The 18,793-nt window shown below is 26.0% G+C and carries 20 protein-coding genes, 2 tRNA genes and 1 rRNA gene; 6 read left to right on the plus strand and 17 right to left on the minus strand.

The features are described from left to right. Window positions 1-180: 180 nt before the first annotated feature. Window positions 181-834 (minus strand): HD domain-containing protein, encoded by a 654-nt coding sequence (locus KQI36_RS12985; RefSeq protein ID WP_244991591.1) that lies wholly within the window; start codon window positions 832-834, stop codon window positions 181-183. 76 nt (window positions 835-910) lie between these two features. Beyond that, a complete protein-coding gene (locus KQI36_RS12990) occupies window positions 911-1,531 on the minus strand; it encodes a DUF1836 domain-containing protein (RefSeq protein WP_010293983.1) in 621 nt (206 codons plus the stop codon). 1,331 nt (window positions 1,532-2,862) lie between these two features. Here KQI36_RS12990 and KQI36_RS12995 point away from each other — a divergent pair. Then, window positions 2,863-3,105 carry an AbrB/MazE/SpoVT family DNA-binding domain-containing protein gene (locus KQI36_RS12995; RefSeq protein WP_010293985.1) on the plus strand — a complete coding sequence of 81 codons (243 nt, stop codon included), beginning with the start codon at window positions 2,863-2,865 and terminating at the stop codon, window positions 3,103-3,105. A gap of 204 nt (window positions 3,106-3,309) precedes the next feature. Here the strand turns inward: KQI36_RS12995 and KQI36_RS13000 are convergent, their stop codons facing one another. The 3 genes from KQI36_RS13000 to KQI36_RS13010 all read right to left on the minus strand — a co-directional run bounded on the left by KQI36_RS13000 (window position 3,310) and on the right by KQI36_RS13010 (window position 6,281). Continuing rightward, on the minus strand, window positions 3,310-4,497 hold the full coding sequence (locus tag KQI36_RS13000) for a C40 family peptidase (RefSeq protein WP_216451229.1): 1,188 nt from the start codon (window positions 4,495-4,497) through the stop codon (window positions 3,310-3,312). A 173-nt stretch (window positions 4,498-4,670) separates the two neighbouring features. Next, entirely contained in the window at window positions 4,671-5,513 is an 843-nt protein-coding gene (rsmI, locus tag KQI36_RS13005) for a 16S rRNA (cytidine(1402)-2'-O)-methyltransferase (RefSeq protein WP_010293989.1), read from the minus strand. Between the two features lie 24 nt (window positions 5,514-5,537). Then, window positions 5,538-6,281, minus strand: a complete 744-nt coding sequence (locus tag KQI36_RS13010; RefSeq protein ID WP_216451230.1) for a tRNA1(Val) (adenine(37)-N6)-methyltransferase — start codon at window positions 6,279-6,281, stop codon at window positions 5,538-5,540. Window positions 6,282-6,691: 410 nt separating this feature from the next. On the opposite strand from KQI36_RS13010, the gene KQI36_RS13015 reads away from it, so the two are divergent. From KQI36_RS13015 to KQI36_RS13025, 3 genes are all read left to right on the plus strand, one after another. Then, window positions 6,692-7,075 carry a CidA/LrgA family protein gene (locus tag KQI36_RS13015; protein WP_342357390.1) on the plus strand — a complete coding sequence of 128 codons (384 nt, stop codon included), beginning with the start codon at window positions 6,692-6,694 and terminating at the stop codon, window positions 7,073-7,075. A gap of 4 nt (window positions 7,076-7,079) precedes the next feature. Beyond that, complete coding sequence (locus KQI36_RS13020) at window positions 7,080-7,781, plus strand: LrgB family protein (protein WP_010293992.1); 702 nt, start codon at window positions 7,080-7,082, stop codon at window positions 7,779-7,781. A 61-nt stretch (window positions 7,782-7,842) separates the two neighbouring features. Then, window positions 7,843-8,502: a type II toxin-antitoxin system VapC family toxin gene (locus tag KQI36_RS13025; RefSeq protein ID WP_216451231.1), complete on the plus strand. Its 660-nt coding sequence runs from the start codon at window positions 7,843-7,845 to the stop codon at window positions 8,500-8,502. A 31-nt stretch (window positions 8,503-8,533) separates the two neighbouring features. Here the strand turns inward: KQI36_RS13025 and KQI36_RS13030 are convergent, their stop codons facing one another. Both KQI36_RS13030 and KQI36_RS13035 read right to left on the minus strand, forming a co-directional pair. Beyond that, window positions 8,534-9,202, minus strand: coding sequence for a LysM peptidoglycan-binding domain-containing protein (locus KQI36_RS13030; RefSeq protein WP_216451232.1), 669 nt, complete (start codon window positions 9,200-9,202; stop codon window positions 8,534-8,536). Window positions 9,203-9,348: 146 nt separating this feature from the next. Next, entirely contained in the window at window positions 9,349-9,600 is a 252-nt protein-coding gene (locus KQI36_RS13035) for a YkuS family protein (RefSeq protein WP_010293997.1), read from the minus strand. Window positions 9,601-9,792: 192 nt separating this feature from the next. On the opposite strand from KQI36_RS13035, the gene KQI36_RS13040 reads away from it, so the two are divergent. Further along, on the plus strand, window positions 9,793-11,085 hold the full coding sequence (locus tag KQI36_RS13040) for an NCS2 family permease (protein ID WP_216451233.1): 1,293 nt from the start codon (window positions 9,793-9,795) through the stop codon (window positions 11,083-11,085). A gap of 32 nt (window positions 11,086-11,117) precedes the next feature. Here KQI36_RS13040 and KQI36_RS13045 read toward each other — a convergent pair whose 3' ends face one another. From KQI36_RS13045 to KQI36_RS13070, 6 genes are all read right to left on the minus strand, one after another. After that, entirely contained in the window at window positions 11,118-12,032 is a 915-nt protein-coding gene (locus KQI36_RS13045; protein WP_216451234.1) for a PSP1 domain-containing protein, read from the minus strand. Window position 12,033: 1 nt separating this feature from the next. Then, a complete protein-coding gene (locus KQI36_RS13050; RefSeq protein WP_216451235.1) occupies window positions 12,034-12,972 on the minus strand; it encodes a DNA polymerase III subunit delta' in 939 nt (312 codons plus the stop codon). 127 nt (window positions 12,973-13,099) lie between these two features. Next, the gene (locus KQI36_RS13055) at window positions 13,100-13,429 is read right to left on the minus strand and encodes a cyclic-di-AMP receptor (protein ID WP_010294002.1); all 330 of its coding nucleotides are present in this window, start codon (window positions 13,427-13,429) and stop codon (window positions 13,100-13,102) included. Window positions 13,430-13,602: 173 nt separating this feature from the next. Beyond that, entirely contained in the window at window positions 13,603-14,223 is a 621-nt protein-coding gene (gene tmk, locus KQI36_RS13060; protein WP_216451236.1) for a dTMP kinase, read from the minus strand. A 16-nt stretch (window positions 14,224-14,239) separates the two neighbouring features. Continuing rightward, window positions 14,240-15,658 (minus strand): aminotransferase class I/II-fold pyridoxal phosphate-dependent enzyme, encoded by a 1,419-nt coding sequence (locus tag KQI36_RS13065; RefSeq protein ID WP_216451237.1) that lies wholly within the window; start codon window positions 15,656-15,658, stop codon window positions 14,240-14,242. 52 nt (window positions 15,659-15,710) lie between these two features. Next, on the minus strand, window positions 15,711-15,890 hold the full coding sequence (locus KQI36_RS13070; RefSeq protein ID WP_216451238.1) for a sigma factor G inhibitor Gin: 180 nt from the start codon (window positions 15,888-15,890) through the stop codon (window positions 15,711-15,713). A gap of 211 nt (window positions 15,891-16,101) precedes the next feature. Between KQI36_RS13070 and KQI36_RS13075 the strand changes: the two genes are divergently transcribed. Continuing rightward, window positions 16,102-17,241 (plus strand): zinc-binding metallopeptidase family protein, encoded by a 1,140-nt coding sequence (locus KQI36_RS13075; protein WP_216451239.1) that lies wholly within the window; start codon window positions 16,102-16,104, stop codon window positions 17,239-17,241. A gap of 12 nt (window positions 17,242-17,253) precedes the next feature. Here KQI36_RS13075 and KQI36_RS13080 read toward each other — a convergent pair whose 3' ends face one another. From KQI36_RS13080 to rrf, 4 genes are all read right to left on the minus strand, one after another. Continuing rightward, a complete protein-coding gene (locus KQI36_RS13080) occupies window positions 17,254-17,799 on the minus strand; it encodes a hypothetical protein (protein ID WP_216451240.1) in 546 nt (181 codons plus the stop codon). A gap of 715 nt (window positions 17,800-18,514) precedes the next feature. After that, window positions 18,515-18,588: transfer RNA gene (locus tag KQI36_RS13085), tRNA-Cys, on the minus strand. A 6-nt stretch (window positions 18,589-18,594) separates the two neighbouring features. After that, window positions 18,595-18,670, minus strand: a tRNA-Phe gene (locus KQI36_RS13090). 6 nt (window positions 18,671-18,676) lie between these two features. After that, window positions 18,677-18,793 (minus strand): 5S ribosomal RNA (rrf, locus tag KQI36_RS13095).

Below are 18,793 nucleotides of genomic sequence, written 5' to 3' on the forward strand. Positions count from 1 at the left end.
TTGTTGATGGAATTAACTTTATTGTTGATAATGATGAAGCTGAAATTTTTAAAGATTGTGTTGTATCTTATTCAAGAACTCTTTTTGGCGAAACTTTTAAAGTTATAGCTAAAAATATACCTCAAAGTAGTTGCTAATTTTAAAAGCTTTTGCTAAACAGCAAAAGCTTTTATTTTAAATTTAAATATATAATTTACATCTCATTTTTTCATTAAATTCAGTCCAATTACCTATTTGTGTATCAGCTTTTATTGTTTTTATTTTATTCATTATACAATCTAAATAGTCTGCATGATGAACTATGTAGGCTTCTTGACTATTTGGCGATTTAGGAGAACCATATTTAACTGCTCCGTGATGTTGAACAATGCATCCTCTTATTCTGCATTTTAAATCTTCATCATAAAATTCTGCTTTTGAATTTAAGGCTTCTTCTATCATATTCATACCTATTACTATATGACCTTCCATCTCACCGCGAAGAGTTGTACTAAAGTCTTGGTTATACTCATAAATTTTACCTATGTCATGCAACTTTGCTGATAATATAGCAATCTCTTTATGACTGCAATCATACCTATAACATAAATCTCTTGTAATTTCCATAACATCTAAGGTATGTTTTGCAAGGCCACCTGAGTAAACATGGTGCTCCTTCCCACCAATAGATTTTTGAAAATTCATTAAAAAATTTTTGTTATGGAAAAAATATTTATCTAGTTCAATAATTTGTGGGTTTTTAAATTCTAGCTCTGATATTTTTTTTAAACTATTCATTATATCATCAATAGATTCATTTATATTATTTTTAATAATCAATTTTTCATTATTCATAATTACAACTCCTATAAAACTTTTTTACCTTCTTTTAGTTTGTTTTATAAAAGCTGTTTTTATCCATAACTATAGATTATTCTGTATATTCATTTACAATTTTTCTAATTAACTTTTTAATAGTACTTGCTTCTGCTACCAATGTCATTACTATTAAAAATATTATAATTCTTTCATATTCATCTTCTTTAAATTCCTTATCTTTAAAATATGAAATCAACTGCCCTTTATCTCCAAATCTATCATTTATTAATAGATTGCTAAAACTATTTTTTTGCATATCAGAAAAAACCTTATATGTTTCTTCCCATGATAATATGTCATCTTCTCTATCATTAATCTCATTAAATGCAAGTCTAAATACACTTCTTATCTCTTCTGTTGTAAGTATGGGTCTCATATAACTTAAAAGTACAAGTTGTATTAAATGCAGTTTAGTATATCCCCTCTTTTTTCCATCTTCAGGCTTTGAAATAACTTCACTTTTTATATAATTTTGTAGTATATTATTAGTAAAATTATCATCATCAAATTGATCATTAAGATAATCTTTAACTTGTGATAAAAACAAATCATATTGTGGTAAATCCTCATATGATATAATGCTTTTTTCTGAAACTTCTTCAGATAGTTTTGAGATTTTATCTAAAACATCTTTTACAATTGATTCGCCAATTCTTTTGTTATCATATTCCATTTTATCACCTCTATTTTGTTTACTTTCCACTTTGTAATCATATTATATGTTATAACTAAACTTATTACAAATTATTTTCAACCACTAAATATAGAACTTCCATAATTTTTAATTTAATACTGTATTTTGTATTACATTATTTTTTAGTTTTTGAATGAATTAAGTTTATAACTTGTATACTTATGACTTTAGTATTAATATTTTAATTTACTACATTTTTTTACAAATTGAATCCTAGGAAATAATTTATTTCATTATTTATTTACTGTTTAATTGATTTATAGTTATTTACATACTTATCCACTATTCTTAACAAGTTATCAACAAAATGTGTTGATAACTTTTCTAATATCTAAGCCATTATCCAAGACTTTGTAAAACAGGTGTGGAAAAAGTTGCTTTTTAATCCACATTATCCACAATATGCCTGTGTATAAGTTGTTATTTTTTTGTGGAAATAATTGAAATTCCTCCGTCAATTTATTGTATAAATTGTCTTTTCTATATATTATACATAGCATTATACTTCATATTATGATATAAATTTTGATTTTGTCGAATAAATTAAATACATTCTATAACTTTTCATATAATTAAGGTTGACTTTTTAAATTTACCTCTTCAATATTTTATTTTACTTATGTACAATGATGTTTTATATTTAAAAATCAAAATATAACAAGATAAACTAAATAATAAAGTATACTTAAAATTCTATTATAATCTTATTATTTACATATTCATTTATTTTAATAAAAGACGATTAATTTATTATTGATTAAAAATAAATTTCACTTAACCTTGCTATGATAAATATATTCAAGTCTTAAATAATTATTATTAATTTTTTTATATTTATTTTAATAAAATAATTTACTTTAAATTCCTATAACTTAAATTAATATTTACATAATATTTTTATTTTTTATTTTTTATAGATTTTTATTTTTTTTAAGGATTTTCTTGTTTTATTAATCTTATTCTTTCTCTATTATTCTCTTCTTTTCGACATTTTTCACGTAAATATACATCTTATTACATTTGTTTTTATTTTTTACATTTATTTATTCTTTACTTTCAATTAGAATTAATAATAAACTCTTTAAATGCCTATATACCAATGTTTTTTTACTAATTCAAATATTTATATTTTTCATTTGAAAGCATATTGACATTTGTATAATATGGTAGTATATTAACTATAGATGGAATTTAGTAGAAATTTTGTAACTTTATAATAATATGTTATCGACATTCTCTGCTAAATATACATAGATTTTTCAATATATATGATTTTTTTGTCGAATATTTACGTTGGGAGGAACTTAATTATGAAATCAACTGGAGTTGTAAGAAGAGTAGATGAACTTGGAAGAATTGTTATACCTGTGGAATTAAGAAGAACTTTAAACATAGGTGAAAAAGATGCATTAGAGATATACGTAGATGGTGAGCAAATAATATTAAAAAAATATGAGCCTGCTTGTATTTTCTGTGGAGATGCTAGAGACGTTATAAATTATAAATCTAAAAACATTTGTAAAAACTGCTTAAATGCGTTAAAATCAGAATAATAATAAAAAGCACTAGAATTTCTAGTGCTTTTTATTATTTACATATTATTAACAAATTAATTTACATTTTGTAATCTTTTCTTAACTTTATTCTTATTATTAAATAGTACAATTTAATTAAGCAAATATACCAAATCCTTTAATATAATAAATAAGAGTCACTATTAAAATGACTCTTATTTATATAATCTATATTCTATAAAATTATACTATTCTTCTTGCTGCACAATAACCAAATCCTAATGTAGATATTTTTACAACGTCACCTGTTTGAGGTGCATGTATGTATTGTCCTCCACCTACATATATACCTACATGGTCTATGCCACCTTCGTAGCTAAAGAAAACTAAATCTCCTGGAGCTAAGTCTGTTACTTGTGTACCTTGGTTAATTTGAGTGTATGTTGTTCTTGTTATATCTATACCAAAATGAGCATAAACATATTGTGTAAATCCAGAACAATCAAATCCAGATGGAGTAGTTCCACCCCAAACATAAGGAACTCCTTGGAATTGCATAGCATAATCTACTATAGCTTGTCCAGTAGCACTTGCTGGTATTTCTGTTCCTCCACCGTTATTTGATGATCCACCATTGTTAGAACTTCCACCATTATTAGAGCTTCCACCATTGTTTGATGATCCACCATTATTTCCTGAACCTTGAGAAGATGTTTCTCCTCCTCTTGATACTCTTTGTTGTTCTTGTTGTTGTGCTAAAGCTAACTCATATGCTTCCTTATCTGACTTTAACTTTTCTAATTCAGCAGATGCTTTATCTTGCTCTTTTTTTGCAGCTTGAGATTTTTCATTATAAGCACTCTTTTGAGTTTCTAATTCTTTCATTTTTTGGTCATTTTCTGATTTTAATGCAACTAATTCTTGTTGTTTAGCTTCTAATGTATCTTTTTCTTTTTGTAATGCATTTTTCTTAGAAGTTAACTCTGTCATTAGTTCTTTATCATAATTTATTATTTGCTTTATATTCTCAAGTCTAGAAACTAATTCTGAAAATCCATTTGAGTCTAAAAGAACTTCTACATACGTATCCATTCCATTCATGTACATAGATCTCATTCTTTCTCTAAATAGATCCTCTTCTTCAGCCATATTTTTTTCTGTTTTTTCAACACTAGCAGCTGTATCTTTTATTGTTTTCTCTGTCTTTTCTATTTTGCTATTAGTTTCGTCTATATTCACCATTAAGTTTGATATTTCGTTATCTAGTTTTTGAATTTGTCCATTTATTTGGTCTAACTTTTCTTGAGCACTTTTATATTCATTAGCTTTAGCATTTATTTCACTATCACTTGGTGCTGCCATAGCTATGCTACTCATGCTTGATGTTGCAATGACCATTGCTGTAGCTATTGCTACTATTTTTCTATTCAAATCAAGATCCCTCCCCTATAAAATTTCTTTTTAATTATACCATTAAACCTATCAATAACTCAACATTTCTCAATCTTTTTGTTTTGTTTTGTTACAAAAACTTTACGTTTTCTTCATTGTTATGGTACAATAAGCCATTTAATCCAATAAAAAATATACTGTTTTGTAATTTTTTATATATCTATGGAGTGTTTGTAAACTTCTGACTTATTTAATTTTCTATCTTTGGCTACTTGTTTTATAGAATCTTTTTTACTCAATCCCTCCTTTATATATGATTTTATATGTTCTTCAATAGATAAGTCTTCCCACTTAGACATTTCTTCTTTTTCTATGTCTTCCTTGCTTTTTCCTTCTACCACTAAAACATATTCACCTCTTGGAGAATTTTCATTATAAAATTTAATAGCATCTTCTAATGGTAATCTTATTATTTCCTCATATAACTTAGTAAGCTCTCTACATATAGATATTTTTCTATTTCCTAAATGCTCACATAGAAATTCTAAGGTATTTAATAATCTATGAGGTGCTTCATAAAATATTAAACTTTCTGTTCTATCTTTTAAATCTTCTATTATAGGCTTTCTTTCTTTGTTTTCTCTTGGTAAAAAACCTCTAAATAAAAATTTAGTAGTATCTAGTCCTGAATATACTAAAGCTGTTGTTATAGCTGTTGCTCCTGGTAAAACTTCAAAACTCAAATTTTCCTCTATACATTTTTTCACTATAACTTCTCCTGGATCTGATATTCCTGGAGTTCCTGCATCACTTATTATAGCTACATTTTTACCTTCTTTTAGCATATCTATTATAGTTTCACTTTTCCCATTTTCATTATGCTTATGATAACTTATTAAAGATTTCTTTATTCCAAAGTAATTAAGTAGTTTTAAGCTTTGTCTTGTATCTTCACAAGCTATTATATCTGCATTTTTTAATGTATCTACAGCTCTAAATGTCATATCTTTTAAATTTCCTATGGGAGTAGGAACTAAATATAATTTTCCACTCATCTTTATCACCCTTTGCTTTTTTAATCAAATACTATCACTATTGTACATCTTTATAATTTCATCGCTATATGTTCCATCAGTATTATGAACATTTAGTGGGTCATCCCATTTTAAAAAAGCTCCTCCATCTCTTTGTCCTTCTACTAACACAATATTAGGAGCTTTATTAGGTACAGGATGTACCATTCTCACTCTTTTAGGTTCAATTTTATGTTTTCTCATAACTGTAAATATATCAGCCAATCTATCTGGTCTATGTACCATGAAGAATCGCCCATTATCCTTTAATAGAATTCTAGCAGCTACTATAACATCTTCTAGATTACAACAAACCTCATGTCTTGCTATAGCTAATCTATCAGTAGGATTTACAATACCTGAATTAAATAACTTATAAGGGGGATTAACAGTAACTACATCTGCTTTTTCTATTTTTTTAAGCATATTTATATTTGTTAAATCACCTTCTAAAAATTTAACTTTATCATTTAAGTTATTTAAATTAGATGTTCTATTGGCCATATCAACAAACTCTTTTTGAATCTCTATTCCTAATATATTTTTACACTCTGTTTTACCAGATATTATAAAAGGTATTATTCCAGTTCCTGTACACAAATCTATGACTCTATGATTCCTCTTAACTTTTGAAAAATTTGCTAACATAACTGCATCTACACCAAATCTAAAGCCTTCTTTTTTCTGTATAACTTTTATTCCCTTTAATTGCAAATCATCTAAAGTTTCATCACTTTTTATAATATCCATACTTAAGCCTCATTTCTAATTTGAATTAGTCATTATATACTTTTATATTAAGTATACATACAACATACCATATTTTAATAAAATATGCTTTTTAGTCAATATCTATTTTAATATTAAAATAGATATTGTAACATTAAATCTATTAATTTATAAAATAATATTAATAATTTTAAATTTAATTTTAAATTTATCTTTTAAATTTCAAAATTAAAATGTTTACATATCATTTATTCGCATAATTAGTCTAAATTCCTCTTTAAAGTTTCAATACATTGGTTTTTTCTAAATTAAACTACATTATTTCTATAATATTATAAATTACTTCTCTTATTTCCATTAGTATATTATTTAAAAATGTAATAGAATATACATGGTATTGTATTTTTACTGTATATGTTACGGAAGAGAGCGTGATAAATTTGAAAATTTTAAAACAACTAGCAATAATATTCTTTATTACATTTTTAGGGGAAGCTGTTAGTAGATTATTTCATTTACCTATTCCCGGTAATGTAATAGGTATGCTTCTTTTATTAGTTGCACTACTAACCAATATTTTAAAAACGGAAGCTATAGAAGAAGTTTCTAACTATCTTTTAAATAACTTAGCATTTTTCTTTGTGCCTGCAAGTATTGGAATACTAGGTTGTTTAGACATATTAAAAGGCAGTGTTATAAAAATTTTATTAGTATGTATTATATCTACCAGTTTAGTTCTTATTGTTACTGCTTACACAGTTCAACTACTTACAAAAGTATTAGAAAAGAAAAATATCATTAAGGAGGAACAATAATATAATGAAAGAACTATTATCAACACCAATTTTTGTTATGTTTTTAACACTATCTACATACATATTTGCACAATATATACAAAAAAAGACTAAGTTAGTTTTATTAAACCCATTATTAATATCTATGGTTATTATAATGGCTGTACTAATAATCTTTAAGATTCCTCTTGAAGATTATCAAAATGGTACAAGCATGATAACATTTTTTCTAACACCATCAACTATAATTTTAGCAGTTCCTTTATATAAAAAGATAGAATTATTGAAGAAACATGCACTTCCAATATTTATTGGAATAACTGTAGGAACTTTTGTTGGAATGATTTCTATAATTGTATTATGCAAAATTTTTGGAATAAGTGGAAATATAGCATTATCGTTAATACCTAAGTCAGTTACTACACCTATTGGTGTTGAAGTTTCAAAACAACTTGGAGGTATACCTGCTATAACAATATCAGCTATAATAATTACTGGCATAATTGGAGCTATATTATCTCCTGTTATCTGTAATGTTTGTAAGATAAAGCATAGCGTTGCTATTGGGCTTGGTATTGGAACATCTGCACATGCCCTTGGAACAAGTAAAGCACTAGAGATGGGTGAAGTTGAAGGCGCTATGAGTGGACTTTCTATTGGAATCGCAGGACTAATAACAGTTCTTCTTAGTCCTATTATACTAAAAATATTTAACTTAATTATGTAATAAGTTAACACTTAAGTTAATATGAATAAAATATACTATATAATTAGTGAAGGTATATTTTATGGAAATGATTTTATATCCTTTTAAAGGTGTGGTCTTTGATGAAAGCACCTCTATACTTTTGGATGCTTCATTTTTACTAAGTTTAGTATATGATGATGATCCAAAACACTCAGAGTGTATAGAGGTTCTAAGAAAAATTATGTTAGGCAAAAGTATCCTTTATATAACTTCAATAATCTCTTGTGAGGTTTTAAATCAGATTATGTATAAAGTATTTATGATAGATGTGCAGTATAAAATAACAAAGGCTACTCCATTTAATACTCCAAATAATATTAAATGTATTATATCTACTTTTAATAAATATGATAGAAAATCATTAAAAGAAAAACGAGCTTCTAAAGTTGTGGATATACCCTATAAAAAATATTTTGATAACTTATCTAAAAATGCTTTGAGAAAAAATTTGCTTAACATATATTATAAAACAGCTGTTAATATGCATACTCAATTAGAACATACATTAAAATTTAATTATCTAGATATTAATGATATTTGCATGATTAAAACAAAAGAATTGATGATGACTCATAATATTGCAGTTAATGATGCTACTATATTAGCCGCTGCCGAATGTTACAACATTAATTTTCTTTTAACTTTAGATAGTGATTTTCTATATGCAGATACATCATCTGTACAAATATTAAAAATTTAGCCTTACTAATTTTATTAGTAAGGCTCTTTTTTTATTTAGATGGTATTTCAAGTACGTCTCCTACTTTTATAGCATTTTCATCTTTTATGTTATTATGTTCTTTTATTTCTTTTACAGCTTGTTTTACAGCTACATTTGGCATCTTTTCTTGAGCTATACTATAAAGACTATCACCTTTTTTAATTTTATATTCCATTCCTGTTGCATCTTTATTATCGCTGCTTTGTTTAGTTGTACTTTGACTTTCTAAAGCTACTTCATAAGGTATAACTATTTGTTGTCCTGAAATTACACTAGTACTATTTTTTAAATCATTTCTTTTTACAATAGTATCAATTACTTCTTTAGTATCAAAACTTGGCATATATGCCGAAGCTATACTATATAAAGTATCATTCTTCTTAATTGTGTATACCCCTTCTTTAACTTCTTCTGTTTTACTTGTACTTTTCTCCTGTTTTTTGTTTTCTTTTTGTTCTTCATTTGCTTTAGAATTATTCTTATTTTCTAAGTTATTTTTATTCTTTTCATTTTCTCTTTGTAAATTTTCTTTTGATTGCTTTTCTTCCATTTTTACATTTTTGGATTCATTAATAACTATTTCTTTTTCATTTTTACCAATAAAATTTACAGTTACTAGTACTCCGACTAAAACAACTAAGCATGTTGTTGTTGCTATTAACCCCTTTTTAAATTTCATATCTATTACACCTCTCTAAATTATAAATTCTATTTAAATAATTAACAAAAATATTTTTTTTATACACTTTTACCATATTTTTATTTATTTTATTTTAAAATGTAAATAAGAACACCTAGAATAAGTCTAAGTGTTCTTATTTTTCTTTAATTATTATCTAATTGATTTTTTATTTCTTGTGGTGTCATTCCGTCCGCATTAATCATTTGTGCCTTAACCTCAGTATCTTCTATACCCATAAAGTTCTCATTTTCACCAGTAATTATTACAGCGTCAAATTTATTTAAAAATTTAGATGTATTTTCTTTAGCTCCATCAAATTCTCTAACTGTATAACCTTCTTGATTTAAAAAGCTTTTTACTGGATTTAAACCCTTTTGTACAGCTACTTTCTTCATTATTTAACACTCCTTTATACTTTAATCTTTTTATATTATTCTCTGAGTGTACATAATATATTCAAGTTCAATTTATAATATTAAATTTATAATTACATTAAAAATTATAAATTTAAAGTTATTTTGTGATATAATTTTAATGCATCTTTAATAGATGTGGGTGGGCGAGGGAAAATAAAACGAGGTCGTAAAATGAACAATTTATTTAAACTTAAAGAGCATAATGTAAGTTTTAAAGGCGAACTTACAGCAGGCGTAACCTCTTTTTTTGCTGCAGTATATATAATCATAGTTAATGCTAGTATATTAAGTGATACTGGCATGCCACTTGAAGGGCTAATAATAGCTACCGCTTTGTCTTCACTTATCGGAACATTGCTTGTAGCTTTCATAAGTAATGCCCCATTGTTAATAATGCCTGGTATGGGTATTAATGCACTATTCACTTATACAATTGTTAAATCTATGGGCTTATCCTTTAATGAAGCATTAGGAGCAGTAGTTATTTCTGGAATAATTTTTTCCATTATAGCTTTTACAAAGCTATCAACTATAATTGCTGATGCAATACCTCAATCATTAAAAGAAGCTATTTCTGTTGGAATTGGATTATTTATTACTTTTATAGGTCTTCAAAAAAGCGGACTTATTGTAGGTAATGAAACAACCTTAATTGCATTAGGAGATCTTACTTCACCTTCAGTTTTAGCATTTTTAATAATTTTTGTATTAACTCTTTATTTATTTTCAAGGGATGTTCCCGGAGGATTTTTAATAAGCATTATAGTTGGTACTTTAATATGTATTGGCTTTAGAATTGTTGATTTAAGTGGATTATCTTTTACAGGAATAGATTTAGGAAGTTATAAGCAAATATTTTTTAATATGAGTTTTGCTAAAATATCTGATTCTTCATTTTGGATTGCAGTATTCTCATTAACTCTTGTTTTAGTCTTTGAAAACATTGGACTTTTACATGGTCAAATTAATGGAATGTTGAAAGCAGATTATAAATTTAAACCAGCATTAAAAGCTACTTCTATTTCAACTATAGTTTGTGGTATATTCGGTACTAGTCCCTCTGTATCAACAGTTGAAGGTGCAGCTGGAATTGCTGCTGGTGGAAAAACTGGACTATCTTCTGTAATAGCTGGATTATTATTTTTACTATCTTTACTATTCATACCATTTATAAAAATAATACCAGATGCAGCAATATCACCAATACTTATAATTATTGGTGCTTTAATGATGAAAAACATAGAAAATATTAATTTTAATAACTTTACAGAAGGGTTACCTGCATTTTTAATTATCGCCTTAATACCTTTAACTTATAGTATAGTTGATGGTATCGCCTTTGGGTTTATTACCTATCCTTTAATGAAGCTCTTTAAAAAAGAATATAAAGATGTTTCTATGCCTATGTATATAATTGCATTAGCATTTTTAGCTTATTTTATACTTCATTATTCAAGTATTTAAAATAAAAACAGGTGTATAACTACACCTGTTTTTTAATCTTCTTTAATTAATTCTTTTATCATATCATGTTCATGATCTTCTATCTCAGCCTCTAGTTCTTTTATATCAACTTCATTAATGATATCTTCATAGCTACCTTTAACTAAAGTTATATTTTCTATTTTAAAATCTCTTAATTCATCATCTGAACCATCAACTTTAATTTTAACCCTAACGCTTTCTTTAACTACACTGTTGCTTATAACTTCACCTTCACCATCTACTGTGCTTACGATTGATCCTACTTTAGGTAATTTCTTTCTAGTTTCCTCATAAGTTTTTTGTTCATAGTTTAAACAGCACATTAATCTACCGCATATTCCAGATATTTTTGTAGGGTTTAGTGATAAATTTTGTTCCTTAGCCATTTTTATTGATACAGGTACAAAATCTCCTAAAAATGTTGAGCAACAAAGTGGTCTGCCACATGGACCTAAGCCACCTTTCATCTTTGCTTCATCTCTTACCCCTATTTGTCTTAACTCTATTCTTGTTCTAAATACAGAAGCTAAATCTTTTACTAATTCTCTAAAATCAACTCTTCCATCTGCAGTAAAATAAAATATAACTTTATTATTATCAAATGTATATTCTACATCTATAAGTTTCATATCTAATGCATGTTTTTCTATCTTTTCCATGCATACACTAAAAGCTTCTTCTTCTTTTTCTTTGTTTTCCTTATTTTTTAAAATGTCTTCTTCTGTAGCCTTTCTTATTACATCTTTAAGTGGAGAAACTATTTTTTTCTCACAAATTTGTCTTCTACCTATAACGCATTCACCAAATTCTACACCTCTAGCAGTTTCAACAACTACAAAATCACTACATTTTATATCTAACTCACCAGGATTAAAATAATATATTTTCCCAGCTTTTTTAAATCTAACACCTATTACAGTAACCATATTACACCTCCTGCAACTTTAATAACATAACATTAAATGCTAAAGCGCTGTTTACATTTTTGTCTAAATTAACTCTTGTAGCATTTATTATACTAATAATATCATTTAATTGTTTAAAAGAAAACATACTTGCGCACATCTTTATTTCCTCGAATTTATCCTTATTTATTATAAGGTCTTTATTACCAATTTCTTTATATATTATTGCATCTCTTAAAAAACTTATCATAATATCAACTATATATTCAAATCTTTTCACATTACTTGTAAAAAACTCTTCTAAGGTAAATGTATCTTCTATATCCAAATGGTCTAACGTATTTATTATGTTTATAGCCTTATCTCTTATTTCATTAAATTCATCATCATTTAAAAGCATATCCACTCTTCCAGGTATGCCTCTGCTAAATTCTAAAAGAAAGTTTTCATTTTCTTCTTTTAATCCTGGATAAAAAACTCGTAAATATTGTAACATTTCTTCATCCTTTAATGGTATAAATTTATGTATTTGACAACGAGACTTTATAGTTTCTAAAATATTGTTTAATTCCTCACACAATATTATTATAAATATATTTTTAGGTGGTTCCTCAATGGTTTTAAGTAATGCATTTTGTGCTTGAGTTGTCATTTTATCACCATTGTGAATTATAACTACTTTTTTATCTGACTCATAAGGCTTTTTATTTATTTCTTCAATCAATTCCCTTACTTCGTTAACTCCTATAGATAACCTTCCAGCTTTTAATTTAAATTCAACTATATCTACATAATCTCTATTTTCACTTTTGCCAATTAGTTTAATTGCTATACTTTTAGATACTACACTTTTTCCTATGCCATCTTCTCCCCAAAATATATGAGCATGAGAAATAGTTTTTAAATCTATTGCATTATAAAAACTACTTATTATATCTTCATGTCCTATTATATTCTTCATACTAATTCCTCCTAAAATAAATGTGCAGTAAAATTTTATTTTACTGCACATATTAATTTAAGTTGTTTAAAAGAAAATTGTCTTGTTAAACATATATTATATTTTAACCAATAATTATTTTTACATTTTAAACCCTTAAAAATTTATCTACATCTACTACAAATATAGTTGCTCCTCCAATATCCACTTCTATTGGATACGGTACATATACTCCTGTAGATCCTGCTACTGGTGAAGGTGATGATACTATTTGTTTTCTTATTTTGCATATATCTTCTATTATTGATAATACCAAATTTACTTTTTCATCATCTACACCACACATCAATGTAGTGTTCCCTGCTTTTAAAAAACCACCTGTTGTTGCTAGTTTTGTTACTCTTAATCCATTTTCGGTCATAACATCAATAAGGTCTGGTGCATCATCGTCTTGAACTATTGCAATTACTAGTTTCATAACAATCTCCCCTTTATTTAGACTTTATAAAAATATCCATCTAAATTTTATATTAATAACCAAAATGTAAATTTATATAGGAATTTTTATAGTCTATTAATTTCTTTTTTCCATTTTATTCTAGTTATTATGATTTTATCATACCTACTATATAAATTTATAATTTTAAATAATTATTTAAGAAAACTTTCTATTTCATTAACAATTTTATTATGCACATAATCTAAAGTATTATTTCCATCTATAGTAACTATATTATTCACTTCTTTAGTCAATTGTTGATAGCCATTATAAACTTTTTTATGAAAATCATCACCGCAACTTTCTAATCTATCTAGTTTCCTTTGTGAAGATTTTCGCTCTAAACCTTTTTCATATTCTACATTTATCATTAATGTTAAATCTGCTTTAATGCCATTTAAAGCTATATCATTTATACATTGCACTTCTTTTACCCCTATACCTCTTGCAATTCCTTGATAAACAATTGAAGAATATACAAACCTATCACATAAAACAATTGTTCCATCTTTTAGTGCTGGTTTTATTACTTCTTCTATTAGCTGTGCTCTAGATGCTGCATATAGTAATGCCTCACATACACTACTCATTTCTGCATTGTTATTATCTAGTATTATATTTCTTATATTTTCACTTATTTTAGTTCCTCCAGGTTCTCTTGTAACTAAAACTTTATATCCTTTGTTTTCTAAATAATTAGAAAGCATTTTTATTTGTGTACTTTTTCCACTTCCATCTGGCCCTTCTAATGCTATTAATAATCCATTTTTCATATATTCCTCCAGTTTACTATTCCTCTATAATAGCTATATTATTGTTTTCTAAACCTAGTATAGTAACTTTATTATCTATATAATACTGCAGTATGTCTAAAGATTTTTTATCTATTATCTCTCCTGGCATAATTAATGGTATACCTGGAGGATATGGAACTACAGCCTCTTTACATATTTTATTTTGACATTTTTTATAATCTTTAAGAACTTGTTTTCTATGTAGAACTTCATAAGGATATAATTTAATATTCGGTATATGACATTCTAAAGCCTTTATATTTTTTTCCTTTAATATAGTTACATCACAATTCTTTAATTCATTATATAAAGTTTCGAAATCTTTTTCTGTATTAAATGGAGAAAATATAGCAACTACATTTCTACAATCGCTTAATTCACACTGAACACCCTTTTCTCTTAAATAATATAATAGCTTATGACCACTATATCCCTTATCTACATTTATTATAAACCTTGTTTTATCTAAAGTTAGTCCTTTATCTAAATCTTTCTCTGAAATTATATGAAATATACTTAACTTATTTATTTTTTTAGTATATTTATCACATAAATCTAATAATTCATTATAAAATTTTTCCCCATATTCTTGAAGAAAAAATCTTCCATATTCCATAGATGCCATTAATATATATGAAGGACTTGTACTTAAAAATGCTGAAACATAAAAATCTACAATATTTAAATCTACACCTTCATTTACATGCAAAAATGCTGTCTGTGTTAAACTTGGTATAGTCTTATGAGAACTTTCCACAACCATATCACAACCTAATTCCAATGCATCCTTAGGTAGTCTATTATTTGCTTTAAAATGCGCTCCATGTGCAGAATCTACAATTACTTTCATACCATACGATTTGGCTTTATTAACTATGGTCTTTAAGTCATAACATACTCCATAATAATTAGGATATGTCAAAACTATACCTTTGGCATCCTGATTCTCTTCTATTGTTTTATAAAGATTGTCTATATCTATTGATAGCGGAGCATCGTATATCTCACTTATATTATTTTTTATATATATAGGCTTTAATTTTCTCATTATTATTCCATTATATACAGATCTATGGCAATTTCTTTCGACAATTACCTTATCCCCCTCTTGGAAAGATGAAAATATCATAGCTAGGTTACCACTTGTACTTCCATTTACTAAAAAGTATGATTTTTTACTTTCATAAAATTTAGACAGAAGTTCTAAAGATTCTTTTATTATATTTTCTGGACTATGTAAATTATCAACTCCATCAACCTCTGTTATATCAAATTTTATTAAATTATTTAAAAATAATAATCCTTCATTAGTAATTTTATAGCCCCTGCCACATTTATGGCCTGGCATAGATAAAGGAACATTATCTTCATTTATATATTTTAAAATACCATCTATTAATGGCGTACTTATCATTGATATTCACCTCTTTTAGTTCCTTATTGTTATAGATACACTTATTTTTATACTATAATATATTTCTTATATATCCTTTAACTAATTTTTTTCTAATACATTTGTTATAAAATAAATAAAAATCTGTGTTCAGCTCTGTATTTATAATTTTTTTTTCACACTCCATACATATTTTTCTTCCATAAACTATTATACCATCATTTGACTTATTACATATTATACAATTACACATTTTATCCTCCCCAAATTAGCTTTATATGCTAAGTAATATTTTAATAAACTTATCATCCTTATTAATTATTGACTTGAATATAGCCATATATACAAGCTAATATGACCATATATAAAATGGTGTTGTATTTAATACTTTATATTATTAATGGGTATAATAATAATTGTTTATATATAATATAAAATTTTTAAAATTGGAAGGAGATTTTCTTGTGAAACAAAATGTTATAAGTTATTTATCAACTATAAAAAATGAAATTCTTTCAATAAATAGTTTTTTATATAATAACCCTGAAAAACCATTTCATGAGTATAATTCTTGTAAATACTTAATAGATATTTTAAAAAATCATGATTTTAGTATAACTGAAAACTTTTTAGATATTAATACTGCTTTTAAAGCTACTTATGGACAGGGTTATCCTAAAATATGTTATATATGCAAATATAGTGCGCATGAAACCTTAGGTCATATTTATGGGAATAATTCAAATGCAGCTATTTCTATCGGCGCTGGCATTGCTTTAAAAGAAATATTAAATAAAATGAATGGAAGTATAATTATAATAGGTTGTCCTGGATTATACTCAAATGGTAGTGAAACAAAGATGACTCATGAAAATGTATTTGAAGACGTTGATTTAATAATTGCACCACACGTAGACAACGCAAATTCAGAAAGTGGAACTTCTATGGCCTCTATACCTCTAAAAATAGACTATACTTTAAATAAAACAGATAATAGATCCTTAGAGTTTTCATTATTTAATTTACAAAGCTTAAATCAAATAGTTAGAAGCTCTTGTGATAAATGTTATATAGATAAGTTAAACATAGATATAAATAATAAAATTCAAGATAAACTAATTAATGAAACCTTTAAATTTCATTTAAAATCTCCTTGCATCAAAGAGGCAGAAATAATTGAAAATAAAATAAGAACTTATTTTACTAATTTAGATTCTATGTTAGATATAAAATATAATGTATGTCTATATGAATTACCTTGTAAGCAACTAATTTCTAATACTGTTTTATCTAGAATTTTTTCTCACAATTTAAAGGAATGCGGAATAATAAATATAGATGAACCTAAAACTATGGAATATTCATTAGGTATTGGAACTATAAGTCATACTACACCTACTATATATCCATCTATATCTATAACTGATAATACAAGTATTCATTGTCCTTCAACTGAGTTTAAAAATTCTACTTTATCAAAATTATCTTGTGAAAGAATTTTATTGGCCGCTCAATGTATGGCAATAACCTCAATAGACTTCTTAGAAAGAGAAGATTTATTAAAAGAAATTACTGTTGATCATTATACTAATATAAAAAAATAAAATGAATAGCGTTTAGCTATTCATTTTTATTAACACATTATGAAATCTATTTATTGTTTCCTCATTATAAATTTCATGTTTTTCTCTAATAATATTTATTCTATTTATTAATTTTTTACTAGGTTCAAAATAAAATTTATTTATTTTCCCATTAAACTTATAACTGCAACAATATCTATTCTTTAAACCTAATAAACAACAAGTATACTTATTTCCACTTAATAAACAAAATAATTTGTTACCTTTTATTTTAGTAATATTTTCAATGTCTTTTATTTTTATGTCTGCTACTAAAACTTGTAAATCTCCAACAACTTTATGAATTATTAATTGATCAGCTATTATAGAATACTTATATCTCGTATTACATTTATAAAATTCTAACCCACAACAAATTGCCATTAACCCTAAAAAGAATATATTACAAAATACTCTTACACTTTCAATCTTGTTGTTTATAAAATCCGACAAGAGTATAAATATTATCATCAATAGAAATAAAAATAATAGCGCTGGAAGTTTCTTTCTATATATAGTTTCCTTATACATAGTCCCCATCTCCAAACCCTCCTAAAATACATATTATAAATTAATTACATGTCTGCCCTAAGTATTATACTAAGCTTTTAATAAATAATCTACTCAATTTTAAAGCATTTAAAGTTGTTTAAAACTAAAAAACTGCATTCAATTGAAATTAACATTATCTTTCCCAATATAACTCTCTATTTCTCTTAATTCATGTCTTTCTTATCAACTTAACAGTAACTTAACCTTAATTTAATATAGTTTAAATTAAGATTGAATTTAAAAATATTAAACTTTTTTACTTTTTCATAATACTTATTATATAAAAAATATAATATTTTTTTAATTTATTTGACAACTGATATGTTCTGTATAAGTTTTCAAAACAAAATCCATTCTAATGTTCTTATATATAGGAAAACAATCTTATATTTAAATTTACTTATAAAATATTTGTTATCGTTAATAAAAATAAGTATAACTAGAGGCAGTTAAGAATTAAAAGCAATGGATGAAACTGGAAATTAGTTTCTCAAAATAAAAATATTTTAGTATCATTAGGACTATAAGTAAGTAATAATTATAATACCAATTAATTAAAACAACCGTTAACTAACAGCGAAATATTAATTTTAAATTTTCTTATTTGATAAATAAATAAATTTAAAGTTTATTATAAAATCTTATAATAATTGTTAATTTGTAAAAACAAAAAAAGCTTATATCTTAAAGATATAAGCTTTTTTGGAGGCGCCACCCAGATTTGAACTGGGGATAAAGGCTTTGCAGGCCTCTGCCTTACCACTTGGCCATGGCGCCATTAACTGGTGGCTCGAGCAGGAATCGAACCAGCGACACGAGGATTTTCAGTCCTCTGCTCTACCGACTGAGCTATCGAGCCGTACTTACCTGGCAACAACCTACCCTCCCACACAGTCTCCCGTGCAGTACTCTCGGCGTCTAGAGGCTTAACTTGCCTGTTCGGAATGGAAAGGAGTGTTACCCTCTAAACCATCATCACCAG

This window comes from Clostridium senegalense (genome assembly GCF_018916625.1).
GTDB classification, from domain to species: Bacteria; Bacillota; Clostridia; order Clostridiales; family Clostridiaceae; genus Clostridium_J; species Clostridium_J senegalense.